General features: G+C 69.1%; 27 protein-coding genes and 4 tRNA genes. 23 read left to right on the top strand and 8 right to left on the bottom strand.

All coding sequences use genetic code 11. From position 1 onward, the window contains the following. Nucleotides 1-49: 49 nt before the first annotated feature. From mscL to RLT58_RS14600, 4 genes are all read left to right on the top strand, one after another. Entirely contained in the window at nt 50-514 is a 465-nt protein-coding gene (gene mscL / locus RLT58_RS14615; RefSeq protein ID WP_311310810.1) for a large conductance mechanosensitive channel protein MscL, read from the top strand. Between the two features lie 193 nt (nt 515-707). Further along, a complete protein-coding gene (htpX, locus tag RLT58_RS14610) occupies nt 708-1,571 on the top strand; it encodes a zinc metalloprotease HtpX (protein WP_311310809.1) in 864 nt (287 codons plus the stop codon). Continuing rightward, the gene (locus tag RLT58_RS14605) at nt 1,568-1,960 is read left to right on the top strand and encodes a YccF domain-containing protein (protein WP_311310808.1); all 393 of its coding nucleotides are present in this window, start codon (nt 1,568-1,570) and stop codon (nt 1,958-1,960) included. The genes htpX and RLT58_RS14605 overlap by 4 nt, the downstream gene beginning before the upstream one ends. A 112-nt stretch (nt 1,961-2,072) precedes the next feature. Continuing rightward, complete coding sequence (locus RLT58_RS14600; protein WP_311310807.1) at nt 2,073-2,345, top strand: GlsB/YeaQ/YmgE family stress response membrane protein; 273 nt, start codon at nt 2,073-2,075, stop codon at nt 2,343-2,345. A gap of 1 nt (nt 2,346) precedes the next feature. Here RLT58_RS14600 and RLT58_RS14595 read toward each other — a convergent pair whose 3' ends face one another. The 3 genes from RLT58_RS14595 to RLT58_RS14585 form a co-directional block, all read right to left on the bottom strand. Further along, complete coding sequence (locus tag RLT58_RS14595; RefSeq protein ID WP_311310806.1) at nt 2,347-3,018, bottom strand: alpha-ketoglutarate-dependent dioxygenase AlkB family protein; 672 nt, start codon at nt 3,016-3,018, stop codon at nt 2,347-2,349. After that, nucleotides 3,018-3,527, bottom strand: a complete 510-nt coding sequence (locus tag RLT58_RS14590; protein ID WP_311310805.1) for a methylated-DNA--[protein]-cysteine S-methyltransferase — start codon at nt 3,525-3,527, stop codon at nt 3,018-3,020. Before RLT58_RS14590 ends, RLT58_RS14595 begins: the two co-directional genes overlap by 1 nt. Nucleotides 3,528-3,673: 146 nt before the next feature. Further along, nucleotides 3,674-4,162, bottom strand: a complete 489-nt coding sequence (locus RLT58_RS14585; RefSeq protein ID WP_311310804.1) for a YajQ family cyclic di-GMP-binding protein — start codon at nt 4,160-4,162, stop codon at nt 3,674-3,676. 214 nt (nt 4,163-4,376) lie between these two features. Between RLT58_RS14585 and RLT58_RS14580 the strand changes: the two genes are divergently transcribed. Beyond that, nucleotides 4,377-4,458, top strand: a tRNA-Tyr gene (locus RLT58_RS14580). 105 nt (nt 4,459-4,563) lie between these two features. On the opposite strand, the gene RLT58_RS14575 is transcribed toward RLT58_RS14580, so the two are convergent. Beyond that, nucleotides 4,564-5,220: an SDR family oxidoreductase gene (locus RLT58_RS14575; RefSeq protein WP_311310803.1), complete on the bottom strand. Its 657-nt coding sequence runs from the start codon at nt 5,218-5,220 to the stop codon at nt 4,564-4,566. 34 nt (nt 5,221-5,254) lie between these two features. Further along, nucleotides 5,255-6,526, bottom strand: coding sequence for an amidohydrolase family protein (locus tag RLT58_RS14570; RefSeq protein ID WP_311310802.1), 1,272 nt, complete (start codon nt 6,524-6,526; stop codon nt 5,255-5,257). A 244-nt stretch (nt 6,527-6,770) separates the two neighbouring features. Here RLT58_RS14570 and RLT58_RS14565 point away from each other — a divergent pair. The 8 genes from RLT58_RS14565 (at nt 6,771) to RLT58_RS14530 (ending at nt 11,558) form a co-directional block, all read left to right on the top strand. Beyond that, nucleotides 6,771-6,843 (top strand) — tRNA-Thr (locus tag RLT58_RS14565). A 45-nt stretch (nt 6,844-6,888) separates the two neighbouring features. Beyond that, nucleotides 6,889-6,961, top strand: a tRNA-Met gene (locus RLT58_RS14560). Nucleotides 6,962-7,049: 88 nt separating this feature from the next. Beyond that, on the top strand, nt 7,050-7,214 hold the full coding sequence (gene rpmG / locus RLT58_RS14555) for a 50S ribosomal protein L33 (protein ID WP_003956487.1): 165 nt from the start codon (nt 7,050-7,052) through the stop codon (nt 7,212-7,214). Between the two features lie 102 nt (nt 7,215-7,316). After that, on the top strand, nt 7,317-7,769 hold the full coding sequence (locus RLT58_RS14550) for an FAS1-like dehydratase domain-containing protein (protein ID WP_311310801.1): 453 nt from the start codon (nt 7,317-7,319) through the stop codon (nt 7,767-7,769). Then, nucleotides 7,769-8,197 (top strand): MaoC family dehydratase, encoded by a 429-nt coding sequence (locus RLT58_RS14545; RefSeq protein ID WP_311310800.1) that lies wholly within the window; start codon nt 7,769-7,771, stop codon nt 8,195-8,197. Before RLT58_RS14550 ends, RLT58_RS14545 begins: the two co-directional genes overlap by 1 nt. A gap of 132 nt (nt 8,198-8,329) precedes the next feature. Then, nucleotides 8,330-8,878, top strand: coding sequence for a TetR/AcrR family transcriptional regulator (locus RLT58_RS14540; protein WP_311310799.1), 549 nt, complete (start codon nt 8,330-8,332; stop codon nt 8,876-8,878). Nucleotides 8,879-8,954: 76 nt separating this feature from the next. Continuing rightward, entirely contained in the window at nt 8,955-10,409 is a 1,455-nt protein-coding gene (locus RLT58_RS14535) for an MFS transporter (RefSeq protein ID WP_311310798.1), read from the top strand. 93 nt (nt 10,410-10,502) lie between these two features. Beyond that, nucleotides 10,503-11,558: a UDP-N-acetylmuramate dehydrogenase gene (locus RLT58_RS14530; protein ID WP_311310797.1), complete on the top strand. Its 1,056-nt coding sequence runs from the start codon at nt 10,503-10,505 to the stop codon at nt 11,556-11,558. A 19-nt stretch (nt 11,559-11,577) separates the two neighbouring features. Here the strand turns inward: RLT58_RS14530 and RLT58_RS14525 are convergent, their stop codons facing one another. Further along, nucleotides 11,578-12,213: an NAD(P)-dependent oxidoreductase gene (locus tag RLT58_RS14525; RefSeq protein WP_311310796.1), complete on the bottom strand. Its 636-nt coding sequence runs from the start codon at nt 12,211-12,213 to the stop codon at nt 11,578-11,580. Between the two features lie 86 nt (nt 12,214-12,299). On the opposite strand from RLT58_RS14525, the gene RLT58_RS14520 reads away from it, so the two are divergent. After that, nucleotides 12,300-12,905, top strand: a complete 606-nt coding sequence (locus RLT58_RS14520; RefSeq protein WP_311310795.1) for a TetR/AcrR family transcriptional regulator — start codon at nt 12,300-12,302, stop codon at nt 12,903-12,905. A 22-nt stretch (nt 12,906-12,927) separates the two neighbouring features. Here the strand turns inward: RLT58_RS14520 and RLT58_RS14515 are convergent, their stop codons facing one another. Both RLT58_RS14515 and RLT58_RS14510 read right to left on the bottom strand, forming a co-directional pair. Next, nucleotides 12,928-13,950, bottom strand: a complete 1,023-nt coding sequence (locus RLT58_RS14515; RefSeq protein WP_311310794.1) for an adenosine deaminase — start codon at nt 13,948-13,950, stop codon at nt 12,928-12,930. 120 nt (nt 13,951-14,070) lie between these two features. Beyond that, nucleotides 14,071-15,297, bottom strand: a complete 1,227-nt coding sequence (locus RLT58_RS14510) for a pyridoxal phosphate-dependent aminotransferase (protein WP_311310793.1) — start codon at nt 15,295-15,297, stop codon at nt 14,071-14,073. 236 nt (nt 15,298-15,533) lie between these two features. On the opposite strand from RLT58_RS14510, the gene RLT58_RS14505 reads away from it, so the two are divergent. From RLT58_RS14505 to rpoB, 9 genes are all read left to right on the top strand, one after another. Beyond that, nucleotides 15,534-15,606: transfer RNA gene (locus RLT58_RS14505), tRNA-Trp, on the top strand. A gap of 106 nt (nt 15,607-15,712) precedes the next feature. Further along, a complete protein-coding gene (secE, locus tag RLT58_RS14500; RefSeq protein WP_037687986.1) occupies nt 15,713-16,000 on the top strand; it encodes a preprotein translocase subunit SecE in 288 nt (95 codons plus the stop codon). 75 nt (nt 16,001-16,075) lie between these two features. Beyond that, nucleotides 16,076-16,972: a transcription termination/antitermination protein NusG gene (gene nusG / locus RLT58_RS14495; protein WP_311310792.1), complete on the top strand. Its 897-nt coding sequence runs from the start codon at nt 16,076-16,078 to the stop codon at nt 16,970-16,972. Between the two features lie 176 nt (nt 16,973-17,148). Then, complete coding sequence (gene rplK, locus RLT58_RS14490; RefSeq protein WP_311310791.1) at nt 17,149-17,583, top strand: 50S ribosomal protein L11; 435 nt, start codon at nt 17,149-17,151, stop codon at nt 17,581-17,583. A 79-nt stretch (nt 17,584-17,662) separates the two neighbouring features. Then, nucleotides 17,663-18,385 (top strand): 50S ribosomal protein L1, encoded by a 723-nt coding sequence (gene rplA / locus RLT58_RS14485; RefSeq protein WP_311310790.1) that lies wholly within the window; start codon nt 17,663-17,665, stop codon nt 18,383-18,385. A gap of 157 nt (nt 18,386-18,542) precedes the next feature. Next, nucleotides 18,543-19,451, top strand: coding sequence for an SCO4651 family lipoprotein (locus tag RLT58_RS14480; RefSeq protein WP_311310789.1), 909 nt, complete (start codon nt 18,543-18,545; stop codon nt 19,449-19,451). 250 nt (nt 19,452-19,701) lie between these two features. Then, on the top strand, nt 19,702-20,232 hold the full coding sequence (gene rplJ / locus RLT58_RS14475; protein ID WP_311310788.1) for a 50S ribosomal protein L10: 531 nt from the start codon (nt 19,702-19,704) through the stop codon (nt 20,230-20,232). A gap of 111 nt (nt 20,233-20,343) precedes the next feature. Continuing rightward, complete coding sequence (rplL, locus tag RLT58_RS14470; RefSeq protein ID WP_311310787.1) at nt 20,344-20,727, top strand: 50S ribosomal protein L7/L12; 384 nt, start codon at nt 20,344-20,346, stop codon at nt 20,725-20,727. 594 nt (nt 20,728-21,321) lie between these two features. Beyond that, complete coding sequence (gene rpoB, locus RLT58_RS14465; protein ID WP_311310786.1) at nt 21,322-24,807, top strand: DNA-directed RNA polymerase subunit beta; 3,486 nt, start codon at nt 21,322-21,324, stop codon at nt 24,805-24,807. Nucleotides 24,808-24,899 lie beyond the last annotated feature (92 nt).

Here is a 24,899-nt window from a genome sequence, read left to right as displayed (position 1 = left end):
TTCCCGCACACGACGCGACGGGCGTTGACATCACAGAGGAGCCAGAGCGGTGCTGAACGGGTTCAAGGACTTCATCCTGCGCGGGAACGTGATCTCCATGGCGGTCGGGCTCGCCGTCGGAGCGGCGTTCACGGCGGTCGTCACCGGATTCAGCAACGCGTTCATCGTCCCGCTGATCGGCATCATCACCCGGGGCGCCGGCGACTTCAGCCAGTCCAAGTTCAAGATCGACGGGGTGACGTTCCCCTACGGCGTCTTCATCAGCGCCGCGATCGCCTTCCTCATCACCGCCGCCGTCCTCTACTTCTGCGTCGTCATGCCCATGGCCAAGGTGCAGGACCGGTTCACCGCCAAGAAGAAGCAGGAGGAGATCGACATCAAGGCCGCCCTGCGCGACTGCCCCCGCTGCTTCACCGAGATCCCGGCCATCGCCTCCCGGTGCGCCCACTGCACCAGCGACGTCGAGCCCGCCCCGGAGGCGCTGGCGCTCGCCAAGCTCCCCGTCCAGCGCTGATCCACCGCGCCCCTCCACCCGTACGGCCTACGGCCCGCTCCGGTACGCACACCCGGAGCGGCCGGGCCCGGCGGCCGTGAGCACAAGGGAACCAGTTCTCCTCGCCTGGCGTTGACCAGTACGGGAGGCTCCACTGGGGAGTGGAGCACCACCCAGCAAGGGTTCCCCTGCTGCACCACTTGGAGGGCGTACCGTGCACCGCCGGCACAACGGGCTGAGAACCGCCGTACTCCTCGGCGGCCTGTCCGCACTCATCATCCTCATCGGCAGCTTCTTCGGACGTACGGGCCTGATCGTCGCGCTCCTCGTAGCCGTCGGCACCAACGCCTACGCGTACTGGAACAGCGACAAGCTGGCGCTGCGGGCCATGCGCGCCCGCCCGGTGAGCGAGTTCGAGGTGCCCCAGCTCTACCGCATCGTCCGTGAGCTCTCCACGGCCGCCCGCCAGCCCATGCCGCGGCTCTACATCTCCCCGACCCAGGCCCCCAACGCCTTCGCGACCGGACGCAACCCGCGCAACGCCGCCGTCTGCTGCACGGAGGGCATCCTCCAGATCCTGGACGAACGGGAACTGCGCGGCGTCCTCGGCCACGAGCTGAGCCACGTCTACAACCGCGACATCCTGATCTCGTCCGTCGCCGGCGCCCTGGCCTCGGTCGTGATGTTCCTGGTCAACTTCGCCTGGCTGATCCCGGTCGGCCGCTCCAACGACGACGAGGGCCCCGGCCTCCTCGGCATGCTGCTGATCATGATCCTGGGCCCGCTCGCCGCGTCCGTGATCCAACTGGCCGTCAGCCGCTCCCGGGAGTACGAGGCGGACGCCTCGGGCGCCCGGCTGACCGGCGACCCGCTGGCGCTGGCCGGCGCCCTGCGGAAGCTCGACGCCGGTACGAAACAGCTTCCGCTGCCCCCCGAGCCGAGGATCGAGACCGCGAGCCACATGATGATCGCGAACCCGTTCCGCCCCGGGCGGGGCATGTCCAAGATGTTCTCGACCCACCCGCCGATGGCGGAGCGCATCGCCCGACTCGAGCAGATGGCAGGTCATCGCCCGTGAAGACAATTCTGAACGTCATTTGGCTGGTCCTGTGCGGCTTCTGGATGTTCCTCGGCTATCTGGTCGCGGGACTCCTGCTCTGCATCACGATCATCGGCATCCCGTTCGGCCTCGCGGCCTTCCGGATCGGCCTCTACGCCCTGTGGCCCTTCGGCCACCGGGTCGTCGACCGCCGGGACGCGGGCGCGCCCTCCTGCGTCGGCAACGTGCTGTGGCTGGTACTCGCCGGCTGGTGGCTGGCGCTCGGTCACATCACCACAGGCATCGCCCTGTGCCTCACGATCATCGGCATCCCCCTGGGCATCGCCAACTTCAAGCTGATCCCGGTCTCGCTGATGCCCTTCGGCAAGGAGATCGTCAGCACCGACGAGCAGTTCGCCGGCTGGTAGGAACGCCGGAGCGCCTTGCGTACGGGCCGTGTTCACCGCCTCTGACCTGCAACCGGCCGCCCGTCATGGACGTCTTGGATTCCAAGACCGAGTGACGGGTAGGTTCGCACGCATGAGCATTGTCAGCTGGATCATTCTGGGACTTGTCGCCGGCGTCATCGCCAAGGTCCTGCTGCCGGGGCGCGACCCCGGCGGCCTGGTGGGCACCACCCTGATCGGGATCGTCGGAGCCTTCCTCGGCGGCTGGATATCGACGCGCTTCCTGGATCGCCCGATCTCCAAGGACTTCTTCGACCCGGCGACCTGGGTGGCCGCCATCGGCGGCTCGCTGGTCCTGCTGATCGCCTACCGGCTGCTCTTCGGCGACTCGCGCGAACGCCGCTGACTCACGCCGGGCGCACGCCGCCGAGACCCGTCTCGCGCAGCGTCAGATTGAGCCGGCCGCCGCTCATCCCCGTCCCGGGACCACCCGTCCCGGGACGGATCCTCGGCACCCCGTGGAACGCGAAACGCGAGGGCCCGCCGAAGACGAACAGATCGCCCGAGGCCAACTCCACGTCCGTCCAGGGCCGCCCCCGGTCCTGGGTGTTGCCGAAGCGGAAGACACAGGTGTCGCCGATGCTGAGCGACACCACGGGGGCGCCGGAGCGCTCCTCCCGGTCCTGGTGCATGCCCATCCGCGCCGTGTCGTCATAGAAGTTGATCAGCGCGGTGTCCGGCGCGTACGACCGCACCGGCCCGTCCTGCCCGTACGCCTCCGCCACCGCCGCCCGGCCCAACTCACCGAGCCACGCCGGGAACGGGGCGACCGGCGCGCCGTTCACATCGTCCGCCGTACGGGAGTAGCGGTACGGCTGCCAGTGCCAGCCCAGGCACACGGACCGCACCGACATCACCCCGCCGCCCGGCAACGCCGTGTGCCGCAGCGGAACGGGCCCGCGCGCCCACTCCCGGCACGCCGCCACCAGCTCCCGCTGCCGCTCCACCGGGAGCCAGTCGGGCACATGCACCGCCCCCGGCGCGACCACCGCCCGGGGCCGGGGGAAGAGCCCCGTCATCAGCGCACCGCCAACGCGCCTTCGAGGCCGAGGAGCTGTTCCTTGCGCTCCACACCGCCCGCGTAACCGCGCAGCGCCCCGTCCGCGCCGATCACCCGGTGGCACGGGCGCACGACCAGCAGCGGATTGCGCCCGATCGCCGTGCCCACGGCCCGCACGCCGGCCCCGCTCGCCCCGACCAGCTCGGCGATCCGCCCGTACGACACCGTCTCGCCGTACGGAAGGCCGTCCAGCGCGGCCCAGACCCGGCGCTGGAACTCCGTGCCCCGCCCCTCCGCGTACACCAGGTCGAAGCGGGTCCTGCGGCCCTCGAAGTACTCACGCAGCTGGGCGGCGACCCCCTCGAACGCCGACGGGGCGTGCACCCAGCCGTCCCGGACGACCGCCGCGCCCTTCTGGCCTGGGAGGGAGAGCGAGAGCAGCGCCACGCCCTTGGCGGGCCCCGCGGCCTCCTCGCCGACCAGCAGCAGCTCACCCAGCGGGCTGTCGACCGTCGCGTACATGGTCATGACTCGTCCCTCTTCTCGTCCGGCGGACGGCCGGACCACCGGCCGTCACGGACCAGTCTGCTGCGCCCGCCGCACGACGACCGGCGGTATTCGGACACGCAGTCCGGACGCGGGGCGAAGCCGCCCCACGCCCGCACGGCGAGGTCCTAGCGGTAGTTCGCGAACTGCACGTCGAAGTCGAAGTCCTTGCCCTTCAGGAGCGCCTGAACGGCCTGCAGGTCGTCCCGGCTCTTCGAGCTGACCCGCAGCTCGTCGCCCTGGACCTGCGCCTTGACGCCCTTGGGGCCCTCGTCGCGAATGATCTTCGCGACCTTCTTGGCGTTCTCCTGGGAGATGCCCTCCTCGATCGTGGCGAAGAGCTTGTACTGCTTGCCGGACAGCTCCGGCTCACCGGCGTCCAGCGACTTCAGCGAGATGCCGCGCTTGATCAGCTTGGACTGGAAGATGTCGAGGATCGCCTTGACCCGCTCCTCGCCGCTCGCCTCCATCAGGATCTTCTCGCCGGACCAGGCGATCGAGGCGTCCGTGCCCTTGAAGTCGTAGCGCTGGGAGATCTCCTTGGCGGCCTGGTTGACGGCGTTGTCGACCTCCTGCCGCTCGACCTTCGAGACGATGTCGAAACTGGAGTCGGCCATGACGTGTGGCTCCTTGTATCGGGGGTGCTGGAAAGGGAAGTACCTACAGGGCGGCCGCGCCCCTGGGGCGCCACGCCGCGCACCAAGCCTAGCCATCCGGGCCCGCCCCGGCCGCTGCTCAATCCGGTGGCGTAGCACCCCTGGGCATCAGGTATCGTTTACGTCGTTGCCACAGAGCGCCGCCGCAAAGCGGGTCTCACTGGCAGCATCCCTTGGCGGTGTGCCCGAGTGGCCAAAGGGAGCAGACTGTAAATCTGCCGGCTCAGCCTACCCAGGTTCGAACCCTGGCGCCGCCACACAGCAAGGCCCCCGTCCTCGGACGGGGGCCTTCTCTGTTGTACGGGGACACGGGGCACGAGGCCACGGGGCGAGGGGCACCGCGAACGCGGTGCCCCCGCCGCTCAGTTCCCCGCGATGTCCTTCACCGCGACCGTCAGCGGGACATTGCCCGAGATCAGTTCCAGCGTCAGACCCGCCGTCGCCGGAGTGTCCAGCAGTTCCAGGAGCGTCGCCGCCACGTCGTCGCGCGGCACCGGGCCCCGGCCCGTGGAGGCCGCGAGCAGGACCTGGCCCGTGCCCGCGTCGTTGGTCAGCATGCCGGGGCGCAGGATCGTCCAGTCCAGACCCGGGCGGGACCGCACGTCCGCGTCCGCCGCGCCCTTGGCCCGCAGATAGACGTCGAACACCTCGTCGCCGGGGTGGTCCGGGTCGGCGCCCATGGACGAGACCACGACGTACCGCCGCACCCCGGCCCGTTCCGCCGCGTCCGCGAAGAGCACCGCGGCCCCCCGGTCCACCGTGTCCTTGCGGGCCGTGCCGCTGTCGGGGCCCGCGCCGGCCGCGAAGACCGCCGCGTCGGCGCCGCGCAGCACCTCGGCCGCCTGCTCCGCGGTGGCCGACTCGAGGTCCAGGACCACCGGCTCGGCGCCGACCGCCCGGAGGTCCTCGCCCTGTTCGGGATTGCGGATGATGCCCGCCGCCTCATCCCCGCGTGCAGCGAGCAGCCGCTCCAGCCGCAGCGCGATCTGACCATGTCCACCTGCGATGACAATGCGCATGAGGTCGACGGTACGCCGGAGCGCGCCCCGGCGCTCACGGCCCGCCGAGCGAATCCGGCCGTCCCTGGCGCGGCAGTCCCGGCCCGCCGCCCGTCTCCGAGTCGCAGTACTCGCGTACCGCACTGGTGCGGGCGACCACCCGGCCCCGGTGGATCACGATCCTGCTGTACGCCAGCGAGAGCACCCCCGCGAGCTGTTCCCCGCGCACCGCGAGCAGTTCGGCGGGGAATCCCGCCTCGACCCGCACCTCGGGCAGCCCCAGCGCCCGCCGGGCCTCCGCGGACACCGCCTCGTACGCGTGCCGGGGCCGCAGCCCGCTCTGCGAGGCGAGCAGGAAGGCGGCCTCCAGGGGGTCGCCCCGCCCCACCGGATTGGCCGGATCCCGCAGCGCCCCGCTGCCGGCCGCGACCCGCACCCCGGCGGCGCGCAGCAGCCGTACGGGGGCGATGCCCCGGCGCTCGGTCCCGCAGCAGATGCCCTGGGGGAGGCAGGTGACGCCCACGCCCGCCGCGGCCAGCTGGTCGGCGGCGCGGGTCACGGCCTCGCCGCCGAGCCGGGAGAGCCCCGCGCAGGGGCCGATGGTCACCTCCTGGCGCATCCCGCCCGCCATCGCGGCGAACCGGGCGAGCCGGGCCGGATCGTCACCGTCCGTGTGCAGGTCCACCGGGCAGCCGTGCTCGGCGGCGACCTCCAGGACGGCCTCCGCGTACCCCATCGGGTCCGGGTCGAGGTCCGGGCGGCCGCCGACCGCGCCGGCCCCCATCTTCACCGCGTCGCGGAGCATCGCGAGGTTCCCGGCGCCCGCGACGCCGGTGAGCAGCCGGGGGACGGCCACCGGCGTGAGATCGGCGAGCCCGCGCAGCGAACGCCGGGCCTGCAGCACGGCTTCGAGCGCGGCGAGGCCCTGTATGTCGCCGATCCGTACGTGCGAGCGCAGGGCGGTCGCGCCGTGGCCGAGCTGGAGCAACGCGGCCTCGGTGGCGCGCCGCTGGATGTCCTCGGGGCGGACGGAGGCCGGTCCCTCGGCGCCGGGTCCGGCGCTCTCGGCGGTGAGGGCGGTGTCGCTGTGGGCGTGCGGTTCGACGGGGGCGGGGAGCAGCAGATGGCCGCGCAGATCCAGGCGCGCGCCGGGTGCGGTGAGGCTGCCGGCGGTGCCGACGGCCTCGATGCGTCCGCCGTGCAGCCGTACGTCCACGAGGCGGCCGTCGGTGAGCCGGGCGCCGCAGAGGGTGAGCGCGGAGCTCTCCGGACCGCCGGTGGCGTCGGCCGCGCGGTCGTCTGGCTGCCGCGCCTGGCTGTCGGACATCGGGCTCCTGGGAGGGGGTCAAGGTGACGGAGAGTGAGTCGAGCCTAGGGGTGGGCCCGGTCCGGTTCGAGGAGGAGGGAAATAGTCGTACCGGCGCGGTCTCCCGGGGCGGGAGGGACTGCTGATCAGCGGCCGTGCGAGCGGTCGCCGGAGGGGTCCGGGCGGCGTCGATCAAGGCCTCGGGATGGGGCTTCGAAACGGATTTGGGCGATCGGCGACCAACCGTGTAATGTCTTCATCGCTCGCCCCAATAGCTCAGTCGGTAGAGCGTCTCCATGGTAAGGAGAAGGTCTGCGGTTCGATTCCGCATTGGGGCTCTGGTGATCGGGAAACCCCGCTTCGGCGAGGGGACTCGTCATCAAAGCGGTGTAGCTCAGTCGGTAGAGCAAGCGGCTCATAATCGCTGTGTCACCGGTTCAAGTCCGGTCACCGCTACTAACAGTAGCCGATTGTGGGGTCGGTCCTTCGATCGGCTACTCTTTTTTGCGTTCATCCGTCCATCGTCCGTCCAAGGAGCACTCACGTGGCTGCCACCGACGTCCGCCCGAAGATCACGCTGGCCTGCGTGGAGTGCAAGGAGCGGAACTACATCACCAAGAAGAACCGGCGTAACAACCCGGACCGTCTTGAGATGAAGAAGCATTGCCCGCGCTGCAACTCGCACACCGCGCACCGCGAAACGCGCTGAATCAGGCTCGTACACGAGGCCGTCCCCATTGGGGGCGGCCTCGTGTCGTTGTATAGGGCTGCACAGCGGCCCATTCGTCTTTCATCAGGAGGTTGCGAGCCCATGGCGCTCGACCAGTCCTTCGTGGGGCGGACCTATCCGCCCACCGCGCCGTACGAGGTCGGCCGGGAGAAGATCCGAGAGTTCGCCGAGGCGGTGGGCGACGCCCATCCCGCGTACGTCGATCCCGAGGCGGCCAGGGCGCTCGGCCACAGCGAGGTGATCGCGCCGCCGACCTTCGTCTTCTCCATCACCTTCAAGGCCGCCGGGCAGGTCATCGAGGACCCGCAGCTGGGTCTGGACTACAGCCGGGTGGTGCACGGCGACCAGAGGTTCGTCTACACGCGCCCGGTGCGCGCGGGGGACCGGCTGACGGTCACCTCGACGATCGAGGCCATCAAGTCCATGGCGGGCAACGACATCCTGGACGTCCGCGGCGAGGTCCACGACGCGTCCGGCGGGCATGTCGTGACGGCGTGGACGAAGCTGGTGGCGCGCGCCGCCGAGGAGGCGTGATGACGGCGAAGGTGAGTTACGACGCGGTCGAGGTCGGTACGGAACTGCCGGCGCAGTCCTTCCCGGTCACCCGGGCGACGCTGGTGCGGTACGCGGGCGCCTCGGGCGACTTCAACCCGATCCACTGGAACGAGAAGTTCGCCGTCGAGGTCGGGCTTCCCGATGTGATCGCGCACGGCATGTTCACCATGGCCGAGGCGATCCGGGTGGTCACGGACTGGGCCGGGGATCCGGGCGCGGTCGTCGAGTACGGAGTGCGGTTCACCAAGCCCGTCGTCGTGCCCAACGACGACAAGGGCGCCCTCATCGAGGTCAGCGGCAAGGTGGCCGCCCTGCTGGACGACCGCCGGGTGCGGGTGGACCTGGTCGCGATGAGCGACGGCAAGAAGGTGCTGGGCATGTCCCGCGCCGTGGTGCAGCTCGGCTGAGGCCGCCGCACGCGAGGTAAGGGGCACGGTCCATGGGGCCGTGCCCCTTACCTCTGGGCGACTTCTGGGCGGCTCGCACCTCCCCGCTTGACGAGGTTAGTGATTGAGTACTAACTTAAGGGCATGGCAAGGATGAGTGCAGATGAGCGACGCGAGAGCGTCATCCGCGCGGCGATCACCGAGTTCGCCCGCGGCGGGTACAGCGCCACCTCCACCGAGGCGATCGCCAAGCGTGTGGGTGTCTCCCAGCCCTACCTCTTCCGCCTCTTCCCCAACAAGCAGGCGATGTTCCTCGCGGCCGCCGAGCGCTGCCTCGTCGAGACCCGGGAGGTCTTCGAGAAGGCGGCCGACGGGCTGGAGGGCGAAGATGCCCTGCACTCCATGGCGCAGGCCTACCAGCGCCTGATCGCCGAGGACCCCGACAAGCTGCTGATGCAGATGCAGGTGTACGCGGCGGTCGCCGCCGCCGAGGCCGCCGGGGACCACGAGTTCGGCACGTCGGTGCGCGCCGGCTGGCTGGAGCTCTACGACTCGGTCAGCTTCTCGCTCGGCGCCGACGCGGACGAGGCCACCACCTTCCTCGCGTACGGCATGCTCGCCAACACCCTGACGTCCCTGGGCTTCCCGGCGGGACACCGGATCTGGTCCGGGTTCTACGACTCCGCGAAGCCCCCCGCCTGACACCGTCCGACCCGGGTTCGGCCCGGTTTTCTGCCCGAAAAAGTTAGTAATCAATAACTAACCCCCTGGGGGAGCAGTGAACCAGCACACAACCGGCCGCGCAGGAGCGGCCTGGGCCCTCGTCATCACCAGCGTCGCCGGCTTCATGGCGGCCCTCGACAACCTCGTCGTCACCACGGCCCTGCCGTCCATCCGCGAGAGCCTCGGCGGAGAGATGGAGGAGCTGGAGTGGACGGTCAACGCCTACACGCTGACCTTCGCCGTCCTGCTGATGTTCGGCGCGGCCCTCGGTGACCGCTTCGGCCGCCGCCGGCTGTTCCTCGCCGGTCTCGCCGTCTTCACCGGCGCCTCCGCCGCGGCCGCCCTCTCGCCCGGGATCAACGAACTGATCGCCTTCCGCGCGGTCCAGGGTGTCGGCGCCGCGATCATGATGCCGCTCACCCTCACCCTGCTCACGGCCGCCGTGGAGCCGGCCCGTCGCGGAATGGCGCTGGGCATCTTCAGCGCCGCGACCGGACTGGCGGTGGCCAGCGGGCCGCTGATCGGCGGCAGTCTCACCGAGCACATCTCCTGGCAGTGGATCTTCTGGCTCAACGTGCCGATCGGTCTGCTCCTGCTGCCGCTCGCCCGCTTCCGGCTGGCCGAGTCCTACGCCCCGAACGCCCGGCTCGACATCCCCGGCACCCTCCTGGTCAGCGGCGGCCTCTTCGGGATCGTCTACGGCCTGGTCAACGCCAACTCCGAGGGCTGGACCAGCCCGACCGTCCTGACCTCGCTCATCGCCGGCACCGCGCTCATCGGCGGCTTCGTCCACCACGGCTTCCGCGCCAAGAACCCGATGCTGCCCATGCGCCTCTTCCGGGACCGTGCGTTCTTCGGGATCAACATCTCCAGCATGCTGATGTACCTCGGGATGTTCGGCTCGATCTTCCTGCTCAGCCAGTACCTCCAGGGCGTGCTGGGCTACTCGCCCACCGAGGCCGGACTGCGGATGCTGCCCTGGACCGGGATGCCGATGCTCGTGGCCCCCATCGCCGGGATGCTCTCCGACCGGTTCGGCGGCCGCCCGGTGGTCGTGACGGGGCTCGCCCTCCAGGCGGTCGGCCTCGGACTGTTCGCCATGGCCATCGCCCCGGACGCCTCCTACGTCTCGCAGCTGCCCGGTCTGATCGTCGGCGGCATCGGCATGGCCCTGTACTTCGCCCCGGCGGCCAGCCTCGTGATGTCGAGCGTCCGGCCCGGCGAACAGGGGATCGCCTCCGGCGCCAACAACGCCCTGCGTGAGGTCGGCGGCGCCCTCGGGGTCGCGGTGCTCGCCACCGTCTTCTCCGCCCAGGGCGGCATCGGCACCCCGGAGTCCTTCACCGACGGCACCGTGCCCGCGGTCTGGATCGGCTCCGGTGTGGTGGCACTCGCCGCCCTCGTCGCCCTGATGATCCCGGGCCGCCGCAGCACCCGGCCCGCGGAGCCCGTCGAGGACACGGCGGTCTCCCCGGAGCAGGCCGATGAGCGGGTGTCCGTACCCGCCTGAGGCGCGGCGCAGGGAACAGCGCAGGACACACCACGCGGATACGGTCCGCGGCCCCGCCCGGGTGGCGGGGCCGCGGACCGTACTCTTGTCCCCGTGCAGGAACTCCACGACGCGCCCCTCGCCCCCCTGACCACCTTCCGGCTCGGCGGCCCCGCCACCCGCCTGTTGACCGCGACGACCGACGCCGAAGTGGTCGAGGCCGTGCGCGAAGCCGACGACAGCGGCACCCCGCTCCTGGTCATCGGCGGCGGCAGCAACCTGGTCATCGGCGACAAGGGCTTCGACGGCACCGCCCTGCGCATCGCCACCAAGGGCTTCGTGCTGGACGGCGCGACGCTCGAACTGGCCGCCGGAGAGATCTGGACGGACGCCGTCGCCCGCAGCGTGGAGGCCGGTCTCGCGGGGCTCGAATGCCTGGCGGGCATCCCCGGCTCGGCGGGCGCGACCCCGATCCAGAACGTCGGGGCGTACGGACAGGAGGTGTCGGCCACCATCACGGAGGTCGTCGCCTACGACCGGCACAGCCGGGAGACGGTCACCATCCCGAACTCCGAGTGCGCGTTCTCGTACCGGCACAGTCGTTTCAAGGCCGAACCCGACCGGTTCGTGGTGCTGCGTGTCCGGTTCGGGCTGGAAGAGGCGGGTGGTCTCTCCGCGCCCCTCAAGTACCCCGAGACGGCCCGCGCGATGGGCGTCGAGGAGGGCGAGCGCGTTCCCGCCGCCGCCGCGCGCGAAACCGTGCTGCGGCTGCGCGCCGGCAAGGGCATGGTGCTCGACCCCGAGGACCACGACACCTGGTCGGCCGGGTCCTTCTTCACCAACCCGATCCTGGAGCAGGCCGAGTTCGAGGCGTTCCTGGCCCGGGTGGCGGACCGGCTCGGGCCCGAGGTGGCGCCCCCCGCCTTCCCCGCCGGCGAGGGACGCACCAAGACCTCGGCGGCCTGGCTCATCGACCGGGCCGGCTTCACCAAGGGATACGGCACCGGCCCCGCCCGTATCTCCACCAAGCACACCCTCGCCCTCACCAACCGGGGCGCGGCGAGCACCGAGGACCTGCTCGCCCTGGCGCGCGAGGTCGTCGCCGGGGTCCACGAGGCCTTCGGGGTCACGCTCGTCAATGAACCGGTGACCGTCGGCGTGAGCCTGTAGGCCCCGGCCTGCCCGGTTCTCAGTAGGACACGCCCACGCCCTGCTTCACCGCCGCCGGGTCGTTGACCAGCGCCAGCATCGCGTGGGCCACGTCGGCCCGCGAGATGGACCGGCCGCTGCGCGGATTGCCGCCGACGACCATCCGGTACGTGCCCGTCCGGGGCCCGTTCGTGAGCTTCGGCGGCCGCACCGACGTCCAGTCCGTGGCCGAGGCGGCCAGGGCGGCCTCCATCGCGGTCAGGTCCGCGTACACCTCCTTCAGGATCACGCCGATCGCCGAGAGCATCATCCGGTCGAGCAGCGGGTCGTCCGCGGGCGTCGGGATGACCGGGGCCGCGCTGACCACGAGCAGCCGCCGGGTGCCCTCGGCCTCCATGGCCGACAGCACGCTGCGGGTCAGCCGCTCGGCCAGCCCGTCGGCCTTGCGGCCCTTGGCGCCCAGCCCGGAGAGGACCGCATCCCGGCCGGCCACGGCCTCGCGCAGCGCCTCCGGGTCGTCGATCCGCGCCGCTGTGTGGACGGTGATGCCGGAGAGCGGCACCGAGAGCCGGGCCGGGTCGCGGACGACCGCCGTCACCTCGTGCCCCGCCTCCGCCGCCTGGCGGACGATCTCCTGCCCGATACCGCCTGTCGCACCGAACACTGTGAGCTTCATGGCACACCCTCCCAGGTGGGTAAGTATTCACTCACCTCTAGAGTGAGTGGATACTCACCCACTCGTCAAGCTTCATTGGAGTGCACATGGAGCAGAAGCCGGCCCGCGCCCGCATCATCGACGCCGCCCATCAGCTGATGCTCACCATCGGGCTGGCCCGGGCCACCACCAAGGAGATCGCCAAGGCCGCCGGCTGCTCGGAGGCCGCGCTCTACAAGCACTTCCCGAGCAAGGAGGAGCTCTTCGTGGTGGTGCTCAAGGAGCGTCTGCCCAAGGTCGACGGCATCCTCAAGCGGCTGATCGCCCACCCGGGGGAGGGTGAGCGCACGGTCGAGCAGAACCTCACCGAGATCGCCCGCCAGGCCGCCCTGTTCTACGAGCAGAGCTTCCCGATCGCCGCGTCCTTGTACGCCGAGCCGAGGCTCAAGGAACGCCACAACGCGGTGATGCGGGAGCTGGGCACCGGCCCCCATATGCCGATCCGCGGCGTGGACGCGTATCTGCGCGCCGAACAGTCCGCAGGACGCGTACGGGCCGACGCCGACACCTACGCGGCCGCCTCGCTGCTGATGGGCGCCTGCTCCCAGCGGGCCTTCGCCTACGACGCCACGGAGACCGGCGGGCCGCCCCAGCCGCTCGACGACTTCGCCGCCTCGGCCGCCCGGATGCTGCTGCGCGGGCTGGGGGAGTAGCGCCCGGGCGGGGGCGGGCGGGTCAGGCGGCCGGCTTGGCCAGCCAGTCGTCGACGCCGGCCAGCAGCTCCGCGCGCACCGCGTCCGGCGCCGCCGAACCCCGCACCGACTGGCGCGCCAGCTCGGCCAGTTCCTCGTCCGTGAACGCGTGGTGGCGGCGCACCAGGTCGTACTGCGCGGCCAGCCGGGAGCCGAAGAGCAGCGGGTCGTCCGCGCCGAGCGCCATCGGCACCCCGGCGTCGAACAGAGTGCGCAGGGGTACGTCGGAGGGCTTCTCGTAGACGCCGAGCGCCACGTTCGACGCGGGGCAGACCTCGCAGGTCACCCCGCGCTCGGCCAGCCTGCGCAGCAGCCGGGGGTCCTCCGCCGCCCGTACGCCGTGGCCCACCCGGGAGGCGTCGAGGTCGTCCAGGCAGTCGCGGACGCTGGAGGGGCCCGACAGCTCACCCCCGTGCGGGGCCGCCAGCAGACCGCCCTCGCGGGCGATGGCGAAGGCCCGGTCGAAGTCGCGGGCCATGCCGCGCCGCTCGTCGTTGGAGAGCCCGAACCCGACCACGCCCCGGTCCGCGTACCGCACGGCGAGCCGCGCCAGCGTCCTGGCGTCCAGCGGATGCTTCATCCGGTTCGCCGCGATCACGACCCGTATCGGCAGCCCGGTCTCCCGGGAGGCGCTGTCCACCGCGTCGAGGATGATCTCGATCGCCGGGATCAGCCCGCCGAGCAGGGGTGCGTACGAGGTGGGGTCGACCTGGATCTCCAGCCAGCCGGAGCCGTCCGCCACGTCCTCCTGGGCCGTCTCGCGCACCAGCCGCTGGATGTCCTCGGGCTCGCGCAGGCAGGACCTGGCGATGTCGTAGAGCCGCTGGAAGCGGAACCAGCCGCGCTCGTCCGTAGCCCGCAGACTGGGGGGCTCGCCGCCGGTCAGCGCCTCCGGCAGCCGCACGCCGTACTTGTCGGCGAGTTCGAGCAGCGTCGTGGGCCGCATCGACCCGGTGAAATGCAGGTGCAGGTGGGCCTTGGGCAACAGCCGTACGTCACGCTCCATTCCAAGATCCTGCCGCACGGACGGGGTGTCGCGGTAGCCGGATTCCCCATCGAGTTGCCCCTCGAACGCGAAAGCGACCCCCGGCGGAAGCCGGGGGCCGCTCGTCCGAGGCGGCGGGGACTAGGCCTTGGCCTCGCCCAGCAGCTTCTGGAGCCGCGAGACACCCTCGACCAGATCCTCGTCGCCCAGCGCGTAAGAGAGGCGCAGATAGCCCGGCGTACCGAAGGCCTCACCGGGGACGACCGCGACCTCGGCCTCGTCCAGGATGAGCGCCGCCAGCTCGACCGAGGTGGCCGGACGCCTGCCGCGGATCTCCTTGCCGAGCAGCTCCTTCACCGAGGGGTACGCGTAGAACGCGCCCTCGGGCTCGGGGCAGAGCACGCCGTCGATCTCGTTGAGCATCCGCACGATCGTCCGGCGGCGCCGGTCGAAGGCGGTGCGCATCTCGGCGACCGCGTCCAGGTTCCCGGAGACGGCGGCCAGCGCGGCGACCTGCGCCACGTTGGAGACGTTGGACGTGGCGTGCGACTGCAGGTTGGTCGCGGCCTTCACGACGTCCTTCGGGCCGACGATCCACCCCACGCGCCAGCCGGTCATCGCGTACGTCTTGGCGACACCGTTGACCACGATGCACTTGTCGCGCAGCTCGGGCACGATCGCCGGCAGCGAGGTGAACTTCGCGTCCCCGTAGACCAGGTGCTCGTAGATCTCGTCCGTCAGCACCCACAGGCCGTGCTCCACGGCCCAGCGGCCGATCGCCTCGGCGTCCGCCTCGCTGTAGACCGCGCCGGTCGGGTTCGACGGGGAGACGAACAGGACGACCTTCGTACGCTCGGTGCGCGCCGCCTCCAGCTGCTCCACGGAGACCCGGTAACCGGTGGTCTCGTCGGCGACGACCTCCACCGGGACACCGCCGGCCAGCCGGATCGACTCGGGGTAGGTGGTCCAGTACGGCGCCGGGACGATGACCTCGTCGCCCGGGTCGAGGATCGCGGCGAAGGCCTCGTAGATGGCCTGCTTGCCGCCGTTGGTCACCAGGATCTGGGAGACGTCGACCTGGTAGCCGGAGTCGCGCAGCGTCTTCTCGGCGATGGCGGCCTTGAGCTCGGGGAGCCCGCCCGCAGGGGTGTAGCGGTGGTACTTCGGGTTGCGGCAGGCCTCGACCGCGGCGTCGACGATGTAGCCAGGGGTCGGGAAGTCGGGCTCGCCGGCACCGAAGCCGATCACCGGACGGCCGGCGGCCTTGAGGGCCTTGGCCTTGGCGTCGACGGCGAGGGTGGCGGACTCGGAGATCGCACCGATGCGGGCGGAGACCCGACGCTCGGAGGGAGAAGTAGCAGCGCTCATGCCCCCCATGCTCCCAGACCGTTTTCCCCGGCGGCACAGGGGTTTCAGGGACCGGACAGCACTCGGACAGCATGCGGACGGAGAACCGGACAGCATCAGACAGGAACGGTCGGGACCTATCTGTTCGACGCAGGGCCGCTGAGCACGTACACTCACCTGTCGTTGGCCTTCACCAGCCGCACCGTTCCTGCACCCGGGGCTTCCGGGAACATGCGGTAGGTTGGTGGAAACCACAAAGGGTCGTAGCTCAATTGGTAGAGCACTGGTCTCCAAAACCAGCGGTTGGGGGTTCAAGTCCCTCCGGCCCTGCTACACACTCCTTCGCCAGGATGTGTGCGCATGTACGTACTTCAATGCACCGCCGTGCGGCTCCACCGGGCGCGGCACGGCCATGACCCGGAATCAGGTGAGAAGCGTGACGGACGCCGTGGGCTCCATCGACATGCCTGATGCCGAGGATGAAGTCCCCGAGTCGAAGAAGAAGACCCGGAAGGGCGGCAAGCGCGGCAAGAAGGGCCCTCTGGGCCGTCTCGCGCTCTTCTACCGCCAGATCATCGCCGAGCTGCGCAAGGTCGTCTGGCCGACACGCAACCAGCTGACGACGTACACCTCAGTGGTGATTGTCTTCGTAGTCGTCATGATTGGCCTCGTCACCGTGATTGACTTCGGTTTCCAGCGGGTCATCAAGTACGTCTTCGGCTGATCCCGCGGAGGGCGCCTCATCGGGCGCCCCTTTCGCATGTTCCACCCATTTTGTATCCAGGAAGAAGCAGCCACCGTGTCTGACCCGAACCTGAACGACGCCGTCGAGCCGACGGCGGGCGCCTTCGAGTCCGCCGAGGACGAGCTCGACATCGTCGAGGCGGCGGACGCTGTGGAGCCGGACCAGGCTGAAGCTGCCGACGCCGCCGCGGGCGAGCCCGCCGAGCAGGACGCCGTGCACACCGAGTCCGACGACGAGGTCGCCGAGGCCGACGCCGCCGGCGAAGAGGCGTCCGACGACGCCGAGGAAGCCACGGACGCGGCCGACGAGGAAGAGGCCGAGCCGGCCGAGCCCGTCGACGCCGTCACCGCCCTGCGCGAGGAGCTCCGCGGCCTCCCGGGCGAGTGGTACGTCATTCACACGTACGCCGGTTACGAGAAGCGTGTGAAGGCCAACCTGGAGCAGCGCGCCGTCTCGCTGAACGTGGAGGAGTTCATCTATCAGGCCGAGGTGCCTGAGGAGGAAATCGTCCAGATCAAGAACGGCGAGCGCAAGAACGTCCGCCAGAACAAGCTCCCGGGCTACGTCCTGGTGCGCATGGACCTGACGAACGAGTCCTGGGGCGTCGTCCGCAACACCCCCGGTGTCACCGGCTTCGTGGGCAACGCCTACGACCCGTACCCGCTGACCCTGGACGAGATCGTCAAGATGCTCGCGCCGGAGGCCGAGGAGAAGGCCGCCCGTGAGGCCGCCGAGGCCGAGGGCAAGCCGGCTCCGTCCCGCAAGGTCGAGGTCCAGGTGCTGGACTTCGAGGTCGGCGACTCGGTCACCGTCACCGACGGCCCGTTCGCGACGCTGCAGGCGACGATCAACGAGATCAACGCCGACTCGAAGAAGGTCAAGGGCCTCGTCGAGATCTTCGGTCGCGAGACCCCGGTCGAGCTCAGCTTCGACCAGATCCAGAAGAACTAGCGTTTCCCGCTCGCTTCTGGACACATGCCTACCGAGCAGGTCAGACAGGCTGTCGAAGCCGGTCTGACCTGCTTGGTTTTTGGTCGCGCAGCTATACCCGTTATCGTTGTGCGGTATGCCTGCATCCGGATGACCGGATGACGGCGAAAACTCTCACTAGGACCCGGAGAGAGCACATGCCTCCCAAGAAGAAGAAGGTCACGGGGCTTATCAAGCTCCAGATCAACGCCGGTGCGGCCAACCCGGCCCCGCCGGTCGGCCCCGCACTGGGTCAGCACGGCGTCAACATCATGGAGTTCTGCAAGGCCTACAACGCCGCGACCGAGTCGCAGCGTGGCATGGTCGTGCCGGTGGAGATCACGGTCTACGAGGACCGCACCTTCACCTTCATCACCAAGACTCCGCCGGCCGCCAAGCTGATCCTCAAGGCCGCGGGTGTGGACAAGGGCTCCGGCGAGCCGCACAAGACCAAGGTCGCCAAGCTGACGGCTGCCCAGGTCCGCGAGATCGCCACGACGAAGCTCCCCGACCTGAACGCCAATGACCTCGACGCCGCGTCGAAGATCATCGCCGGCACCGCCCGTTCCATGGGCATCACGGTCGAAGGCTGATTCAGCCCCACCCCCTCAGTGGTAGGACCAAGCGCTGGTCCGCACCACGACTCCACACCCTGAAACCACAGGAGTAGAAGTGAAGCGCAGCAAGAACCTCCGCGCTGCGGACGCCAAGATCGACCGGGCGCGCAACTACGCCCCGCTCGAGGCCGTCCGTCTCGCCAAGGACACCGCCTCCACGAAGTTCGACGGCACCGTCGAGGTCGCGTTCTGCCTGGGTGTCGACCCTCGCAAGGCCGACCAGATGGTCCGTGGCACCGTGAACCTCCCGCACGGCACCGGCAAGACCGCCCGGGTCCTGGTCTTCGCGACCGGTGACCGTGCTGCGGCCGCGGAAGCCGCTGGAGCCGACATCGTCGGCGCCGACGAGCTCATCGACGAGGTGGCGAAGGGCCGTCTGGACTTCGACGCCGTCGTCGCGACCCCGGACCTCATGGGCAAGGTCGGCCGCCTCGGCCGCGTGCTCGGTCCGCGTGGTCTGATGCCGAACCCGAAGACCGGCACCGTCACCCCCGACGTCGTGAAGGCTGTCAACGACATCAAGGGCGGCAAGATCGAGTTCCGCGTCGACAAGCACTCGAACCTGCACTTCATCATCGGCAAGACCTCGTTCGACGAGACCAAGCTGGTGGAGAACTACGCAGCGGCGCTGGAGGAGATCCTCCGTCTGAAGCCGTCCGCCGCCAAGGGCCGCTACATCAAGAAGGCCACCCTGGCCACCACGATGGGCCCCGGCATCCCGCTGGACGCCAACCGCACCCGTAACCTCCTCGTCGAGGAGGACCCGGCCGCCGTCTGAGCCTCCGCGCTCGTTCGACCGCTGTGTCACGTGTGACATGGACGGGCCCCGCAACCTTTCGAGGTGCGGGGCCCGTCCTCGTATATACGCAGCGATGGCTGTCGGTGCCCTGCGTTAGCGTGGGTCACCGAGAGTCGAACGAGGGGTGGAAACGTATATGAGGACCAAGACCGTACGACGCGTGGGCCTGTCCGTGGCACTGGCGGCGGCACTGACGTCGGTCGCGGCCTGCGGCGGATCCGACGACGGCAAGACCAAGGGCGAGGACCGAGGCGGCTCGGTGCTGCCGGCGGACCCGGTGGCCGCCCTGCTCGCGGTCCAGAAGAAGACCGGCGGGGCCAACTCGGCGAAGATCGAGGGCACCACCTCCATGGGCACGACCATGTCCATGAAGCAGACCGGGGCCCTGGACTGGTCCGACGGCATCACCGGCTCCATGGAGATCACCTACACCGGCGGCACCATGGCCGACTCCATGAAGCAGCTCGGCGGCGACGGCACGATGCAGGCGCGCTACTTCAAGGACGGGTACGCGGCGGACATGGGCCCCGCGATGGCGAAGCAGACCGGCGGCAAGCGCTGGATCAGCTACTCCTACGACGACCTCGCCGAGCTCGGGGGCGCCTCCGGCGCGGCCATGAAGGACCAGATGCAGAACACCGCTCCCGACCAGGGAGTGAAGTCGCTGCTGGCCTCCGGTGACGTGAAGAAGGTCGGCAAGGAGGACGTACGCGGCGTCAGCACCACGCACTACTCCGGCACGGTCGACGTCGCCGATCTGACCGCGAAGAACTCCAAGCTCGACGCCGCCCAGCTCGACGAGCTGAAGAAGCAGCTCAACGACGCCGGGATCACCACGGAGAAGATCGACATCTGGGTCGACGCCAACGACCTGCTGGTCAAGAAGACCGAGCGCGGCCAGATGAAGACCGGCGAGCTCAATTCGACGGTGTTCTACAGCGACTACGGCACCAAGGTGACGGTCGAGCGGCCCCCGGCCGGCGAGACCATCGGCTTCAAGGAGCTGTTCGAGAAGCAGCAGGGCGCCGCCGGAGGCGCCTCCTAGGTCGGATTTGCCCGGCGCGACCCCGGTCGCGTACTCTTCTGCAGAAGCCAAAGACCGCTGGTCGTTGCTTTGAACCCGCAAGGGGGACGGCAACCGAAGGATCCGTTCAGACGGACGACCTGCGCAGGTGACTGTGGAAAGCTCCCGGACTTCGTTTCGGTCGAGCTACGCCCTGGCGCCTGCGCCGGGGCGTTTCGTCTTTCCGGGGCCTTTTGAGCGGTCCTCATCACCCGGAAGGAGGCCGACGCTCATGGCAAGGCCCGACAAGGCTGCAGCGGTAGCCGAGCTCGCGGACCAGTTCCGCAGCGCGAACGCCGCCGTGCTGACCGAGTACCGGGGTCTCACCGTGGCACAGCTCAAGCAGCTGCGCCGTTCGCTCGGTGAGAACGCCCAGTACGCCGTGGTGAAGAACACGCTGACCAAGATTGCGGCCAACGAGGCCGGGATCGACACGCTGGACGACCTGTTCGCAGGTCCGACGGCGGTTGCCTTCGTCACCGGTGACCCGGTGGAGTCGGCGAAGGGTCTTCGTGACTTCGCCAAGGACAACCCCAACCTCATCATCAAGGGCGGTGTCCTTGACGGTAAGGCGCTGTCCGCCGATGAGATCAAGAAGCTCGCGGACCTCGAGTCCCGCGAGGTTCTGCTCGCCAAGCTGGCCGGCGCCATGAAGGGCAAGCAGACTCAGGCTGCACAGCTCTTCCAGGCTCTGCCGTCGAAGTTCGTCCGCACCGCGGAAGCGCTTCGCGCCAAGAAGGCCGAGCAGGGCGGTGCCGAGTAATTCGGCTCGCGCAATGACCGCCGTTCGCTAGAGCGACGGTCGCAGCGGGCCGAACGTACGCCCGCCTTCATATACACCCGGCACCTGCCGAATTAGTGGAAGGACGCCATCATGGCGAAGCTCAGCCAGGAAGACCTGCTCGCTCAGTTCGAGGAGCTCACCCTCATCGAGCTCTCCGAGTTCGTGAAGGCCTTCGAGGAGAAGTTCGACGTCACCGCCGCCGCGGCCGTCGCCGTTGCCGGCCCCGCGGGCCCGGGCGCCCCGGCCGAGGCCGCTGAGGAGCAGGACGAGTTCGACGTCATCCTCACCGCCGCCGGTGACAAGAAGATCCAGGTCATCAAGGTCGTGCGTGAGCTGACCTCCCTGGGTCTGAAGGAGGCCAAGGACCTCGTGGACGGCGCCCCGAAGCCCGTCGTCGAGAAGGTCGCCAAGGAGGCCGCCGAGAAGGCTGCCGAGTCCCTCAAGGCCGCCGGCGCCTCCGTCGAGGTCAAGTGACCCTGCGAGTCTTCTGACTCGTTCGGACCACCGTGCCTCGCGGCACGGCGTCACATCGCGAAAGGCGATCACCCGTACGGGTGGTCGCCTTTCGGCGTTCCCGTGGCGGGTGCCTTGCCCTTCCCGCGCTGACGAGTATGGTGATCTTCGCCGTGCGCCTCTCGCGGGGGCGCCGACGGTGCCGACGGGCGGCGTACGCGGGTCTCGGGGCCCGGTCCCTGCTGGGGGGCCTTGACGAACCGCACGAGGCGCGCAATTCTCAAGGCGCGTCGTCATATCGATCCGAATCCGAGGCATGGATCGATGGCGAAGAGGGCAGTAAAGAAGAGCGCACCTCGCGCAGGGCTAGACATAGGTGTTGAGAACAGCTGTTGAGAGCAACGTGGGTCTCTGAGAACCCCGACTGGACATCAGTGTGCCGCTTGGCTACACTGACCCTTTGCGCTGCCTGTTAGCTGCCTCCTGCCCGTCACCAGGGGCATACCCACCTTGTGCACCGTGGACCGAAGATCCCTCACCTGGGATATCTGTCCACATGTCCAGTTTGGGACCGGTACGCGCGTAGTGAGTCCGAGCCCTCGGAAGGACCCCCTCTTGGCCGCCTCGCGCAACGCCTCGACCGCGAATACGAACAACGGCGCCAGCACCGCCCCGCTGCGCATCTCTTTTGCAAAGATCAAGGAGCCCCTCGAGGTTCCGAACCTCCTCGCGCTGCAGACCGAGAGCTTTGACTGGCTCCTCGGCAATGCCGCCTGGAAGGCTCGCGTCGAGGCTGCTCTGGACAGTGGACAAGACGTCCCCACCAAGTCCGGCCTGGAGGAGATCTTCGAGGAGATCTCACCGATCGAGGACTTCTCCGGGTCGATGTCGCTTACGTTCCGCGACCACCGCTTCGAGCCCCCCAAGAACTCGATCGACGAGTGCAAGGAGCGCGACTTCACGTTCGCGGCCCCGCTCTTCGTCACGGCCGAGTTCACCAACAACGAGACCGGCGAGATCAAGTCCCAGACGGTCTTCATGGGCGACTTCCCGCTCATGACCAACAAGGGCACCTTCGTCATCAACGGCACCGAGCGTGTCGTGGTGTCGCAGCTGGTCCGCTCGCCGGGTGTCTACTTCGACTCGTCGATCGACAAGACGTCCGACAAGGACATCTTCTCCGCCAAGATCATCCCGTCCCGGGGTGCCTGGCTGGAGATGGAGATCGACAAGCGCGACATGGTCGGTGTCCGCATCGACCGCAAGCGCAAGCAGTCCGTCACCGTCCTCCTGAAGGCTCTCGGCTGGAGCACCGAGCAGATCCTCGAGGAGTTCGGTGAGTACGAGTCCATGCGCGCCACCCTGGAGAAGGACCACACCCAGGGCCAGGACGACGCACTGCTCGACATCTACCGCAAGCTGCGCCCGGGCGAGCCGCCCACGCGCGAGGCCGCTCAGACGCTGCTCGAGAACCTCTACTTCAACCCGAAGCGCTACGACCTCGCGAAGGTCGGCCGCTACAAGGTGAACAAGAAGCTCGGCGCCGACGAGCCGCTGGACGCCGGCGTGCTCACCACCGACGACGTCATCGCGACCATCAAGTACCTGGTCAAGCTGCACGCCGGTGAGACCGAGACGACCGGTGAGTCGGGCCGGGAGATCGTCGTCGAGACCGACGACATCGACCACTTCGGCAACCGTCGTCTGCGCAACGTCGGCGAGCTCATCCAGAACCAGGTCCGTACGGGTCTGGCCCGGATGGAGCGCGTCGTGCGTGAGCGCATGACCACGCAGGACGTCGAGGCGATCACGCCGCAGACCCTGATCAACATCCGGCCGGTCGTCGCCTCCATCAAGGAGTTCTTCGGCACCAGCCAGCTGTCGCAGTTCATGGACCAGAACAACCCGCTGTCGGGTCTCACCCACAAGCGCCGTCTGTCGGCTCTTGGCCCGGGTGGTCTCTCCCGCGAGCGGGCCGGCTTCGAGGTCCGTGACGTGCACCCGTCCCACTACGGACGCATGTGCCCGATCGAGACCCCTGAAGGCCCGAACATCGGTCTGATCGGTTCGCTCGCCTCGTACGGCCGCGTCAACGCGTTCGGCTTCATCGAGACGCCGTACCGCAAGGTCGTCGACGGCCAGGTCACGGACGACGTCGACTACATCACGGCCGACGAGGAAGACCGTTACGTCATCGCCCAGGCGAACGCGACGCTCTCCGACGAGCTGCGCTTCACCGAGCCCCGCGTCCTGGTCCGCCGTCGTGGCGGAGAGGTCGACTACGTGCCCGGCACCGAAGTCGACTACATGGACGTCTCGCCGCGCCAGATGGTGTCCGTCGCCACCGCGATGATCCCCTTCCTGGAGCACGACGACGCCAACCGTGCCCTCATGGGCGCGAACATGATGCGTCAGGCGGTGCCGCTGATTAAGTCGGAGGCCCCGCTCGTCGGCACCGGCATGGAGTACCGCTGCGCCACCGACGCCGGCGACGTGCTGAAGGCCGAGAAGGACGGTGTGGTCCAGGAGGTCTCCGCGGACTACATCACCGTGACCAACGACGACGGTACGTACACCACGTACCGGATCGCGAAGTTCATGCGCTCCAACCAGGGCACCTCGGTCAACCAGAAGGTCGTCGTCTCCGAAGGCGACCGGGTCATCGAGGGCCAGGTGCTCGCCGACGGTCCGGCCACCGAGAACGGTGAGATGGCGCTCGGCAAGAACCTGCTCGTGGCGTTCATGCCGTGGGAGGGTCACAACTACGAGGACGCGATCATCCTGTCGCAGCGCCTCGTGCAGGACGACGTCCTCTCCTCGATCCACATCGAGGAGCACGAGGTCGACGCCCGTGACACCAAGCTCGGCCCGGAGGAGATCACCCGGGACATCCCGAACGTCTCCGAGGAGGTCCTCGCCGACCTCGACGAGCGCGGCATCATCCGTATCGGTGCCGAGGTCGTCGCCGGCGACATCCTCGTCGGCAAGGTCACGCCCAAGGGCGAGACCGAGCTGACCCCCGAGGAGCGCCTGCTCCGCGCGATCTTCGGTGAGAAGGCGCGCGAGGTGCGCGACACCTCACTGAAGGTGCCGCACGGTGAGATCGGCAAGGTCATCGGCGTCCGCGTCTTCGACCGCGAAGAGGGCGACGAGCTGCCGCCGGGCGTGAACCAGCTGGTCCGCGTCTACGTCGCGCAGAAGCGCAAGATCACCGATGGTGACAAGCTCGCCGGCCGTCACGGCAACAAGGGCGTCATCTCGAAGATCCTGCCGATCGAGGACATGCCGTTCCTGGAGGACGGCACCCCGGTCGACATCATCCTCAACCCGCTGGGTGTCCCGTCCCGAATGAACCCGGGACAGGTCCTGGAGATCCACCTCGGCTGGCTCGCCAGCCGCGGCTGGGACGTCTCCGGCCTCGGTGACGAGTGGGCCAAGCGCCTGCAGGCCATCGGCGCCGACCAGGTCGCCCCCGGCACCAACGTCGCCACGCCCGTCTTCGACGGTGCGCGCGAGGACGAGATCTCCGGTCTCTTCGAGGCCACGATCCCCAACCGCGACGGCGACCGGCTGGTGCAGCCCTCCGGCAAGGCCCAGCTCTTCGACGGCCGCTCCGGCGAGCCGTTCCCGGAGCCGGTCTCGGTCGGGTTCATGTACATCCTCAAGCTCCACCACCTCGTCGACGACAAGCTCCACGCTCGTTCGACGGGTCCGTACTCCATGATCACCCAGCAGCCGCTGGGTGGTAAGGCCCAGTTCGGTGGACAGCGCTTCGGTGAAATGGAGGTGTGGGCCCTTGAAGCTTATGGCGCCGCATACGCCCTCCAGGAGCTGCTGACGATCAAGTCCGACGACGTGACCGGCCGCGTGAAGGTCTACGAGGCCATCGTCAAGGGCGAGAACATCCCCGAGCCCGGCATTCCCGAGTCCTTCAAGGTGCTCATCAAGGAAATGCAGTCGCTCTGCCTCAACGTGGAGGTGCTGTCCTCGGACGGCATGTCCATCGAGATGCGCGACACGGACGAGGACGTCTTCCGTGCGGCGGAGGAGCTCGGTATCGACCTGTCCCGGCGCGAGCCGAGCAGCGTCGAAGAGGTCTGACGGGTTGGCCGGCCGGATCTCCGTGATCCGGCCGGCTCTCCCCGGACCCGTTCAGACCATTGCTGAAGTGCCCCGATTTCTCGCGTGAAGCG

The sequence above is a fragment of the Streptomyces sp. ITFR-16 genome (assembly GCF_031844705.1).
Classification (GTDB): domain Bacteria; phylum Actinomycetota; class Actinomycetes; order Streptomycetales; family Streptomycetaceae; genus Streptomyces.
This window is presented reverse-complemented; position numbering and strand designations above follow the sequence as displayed.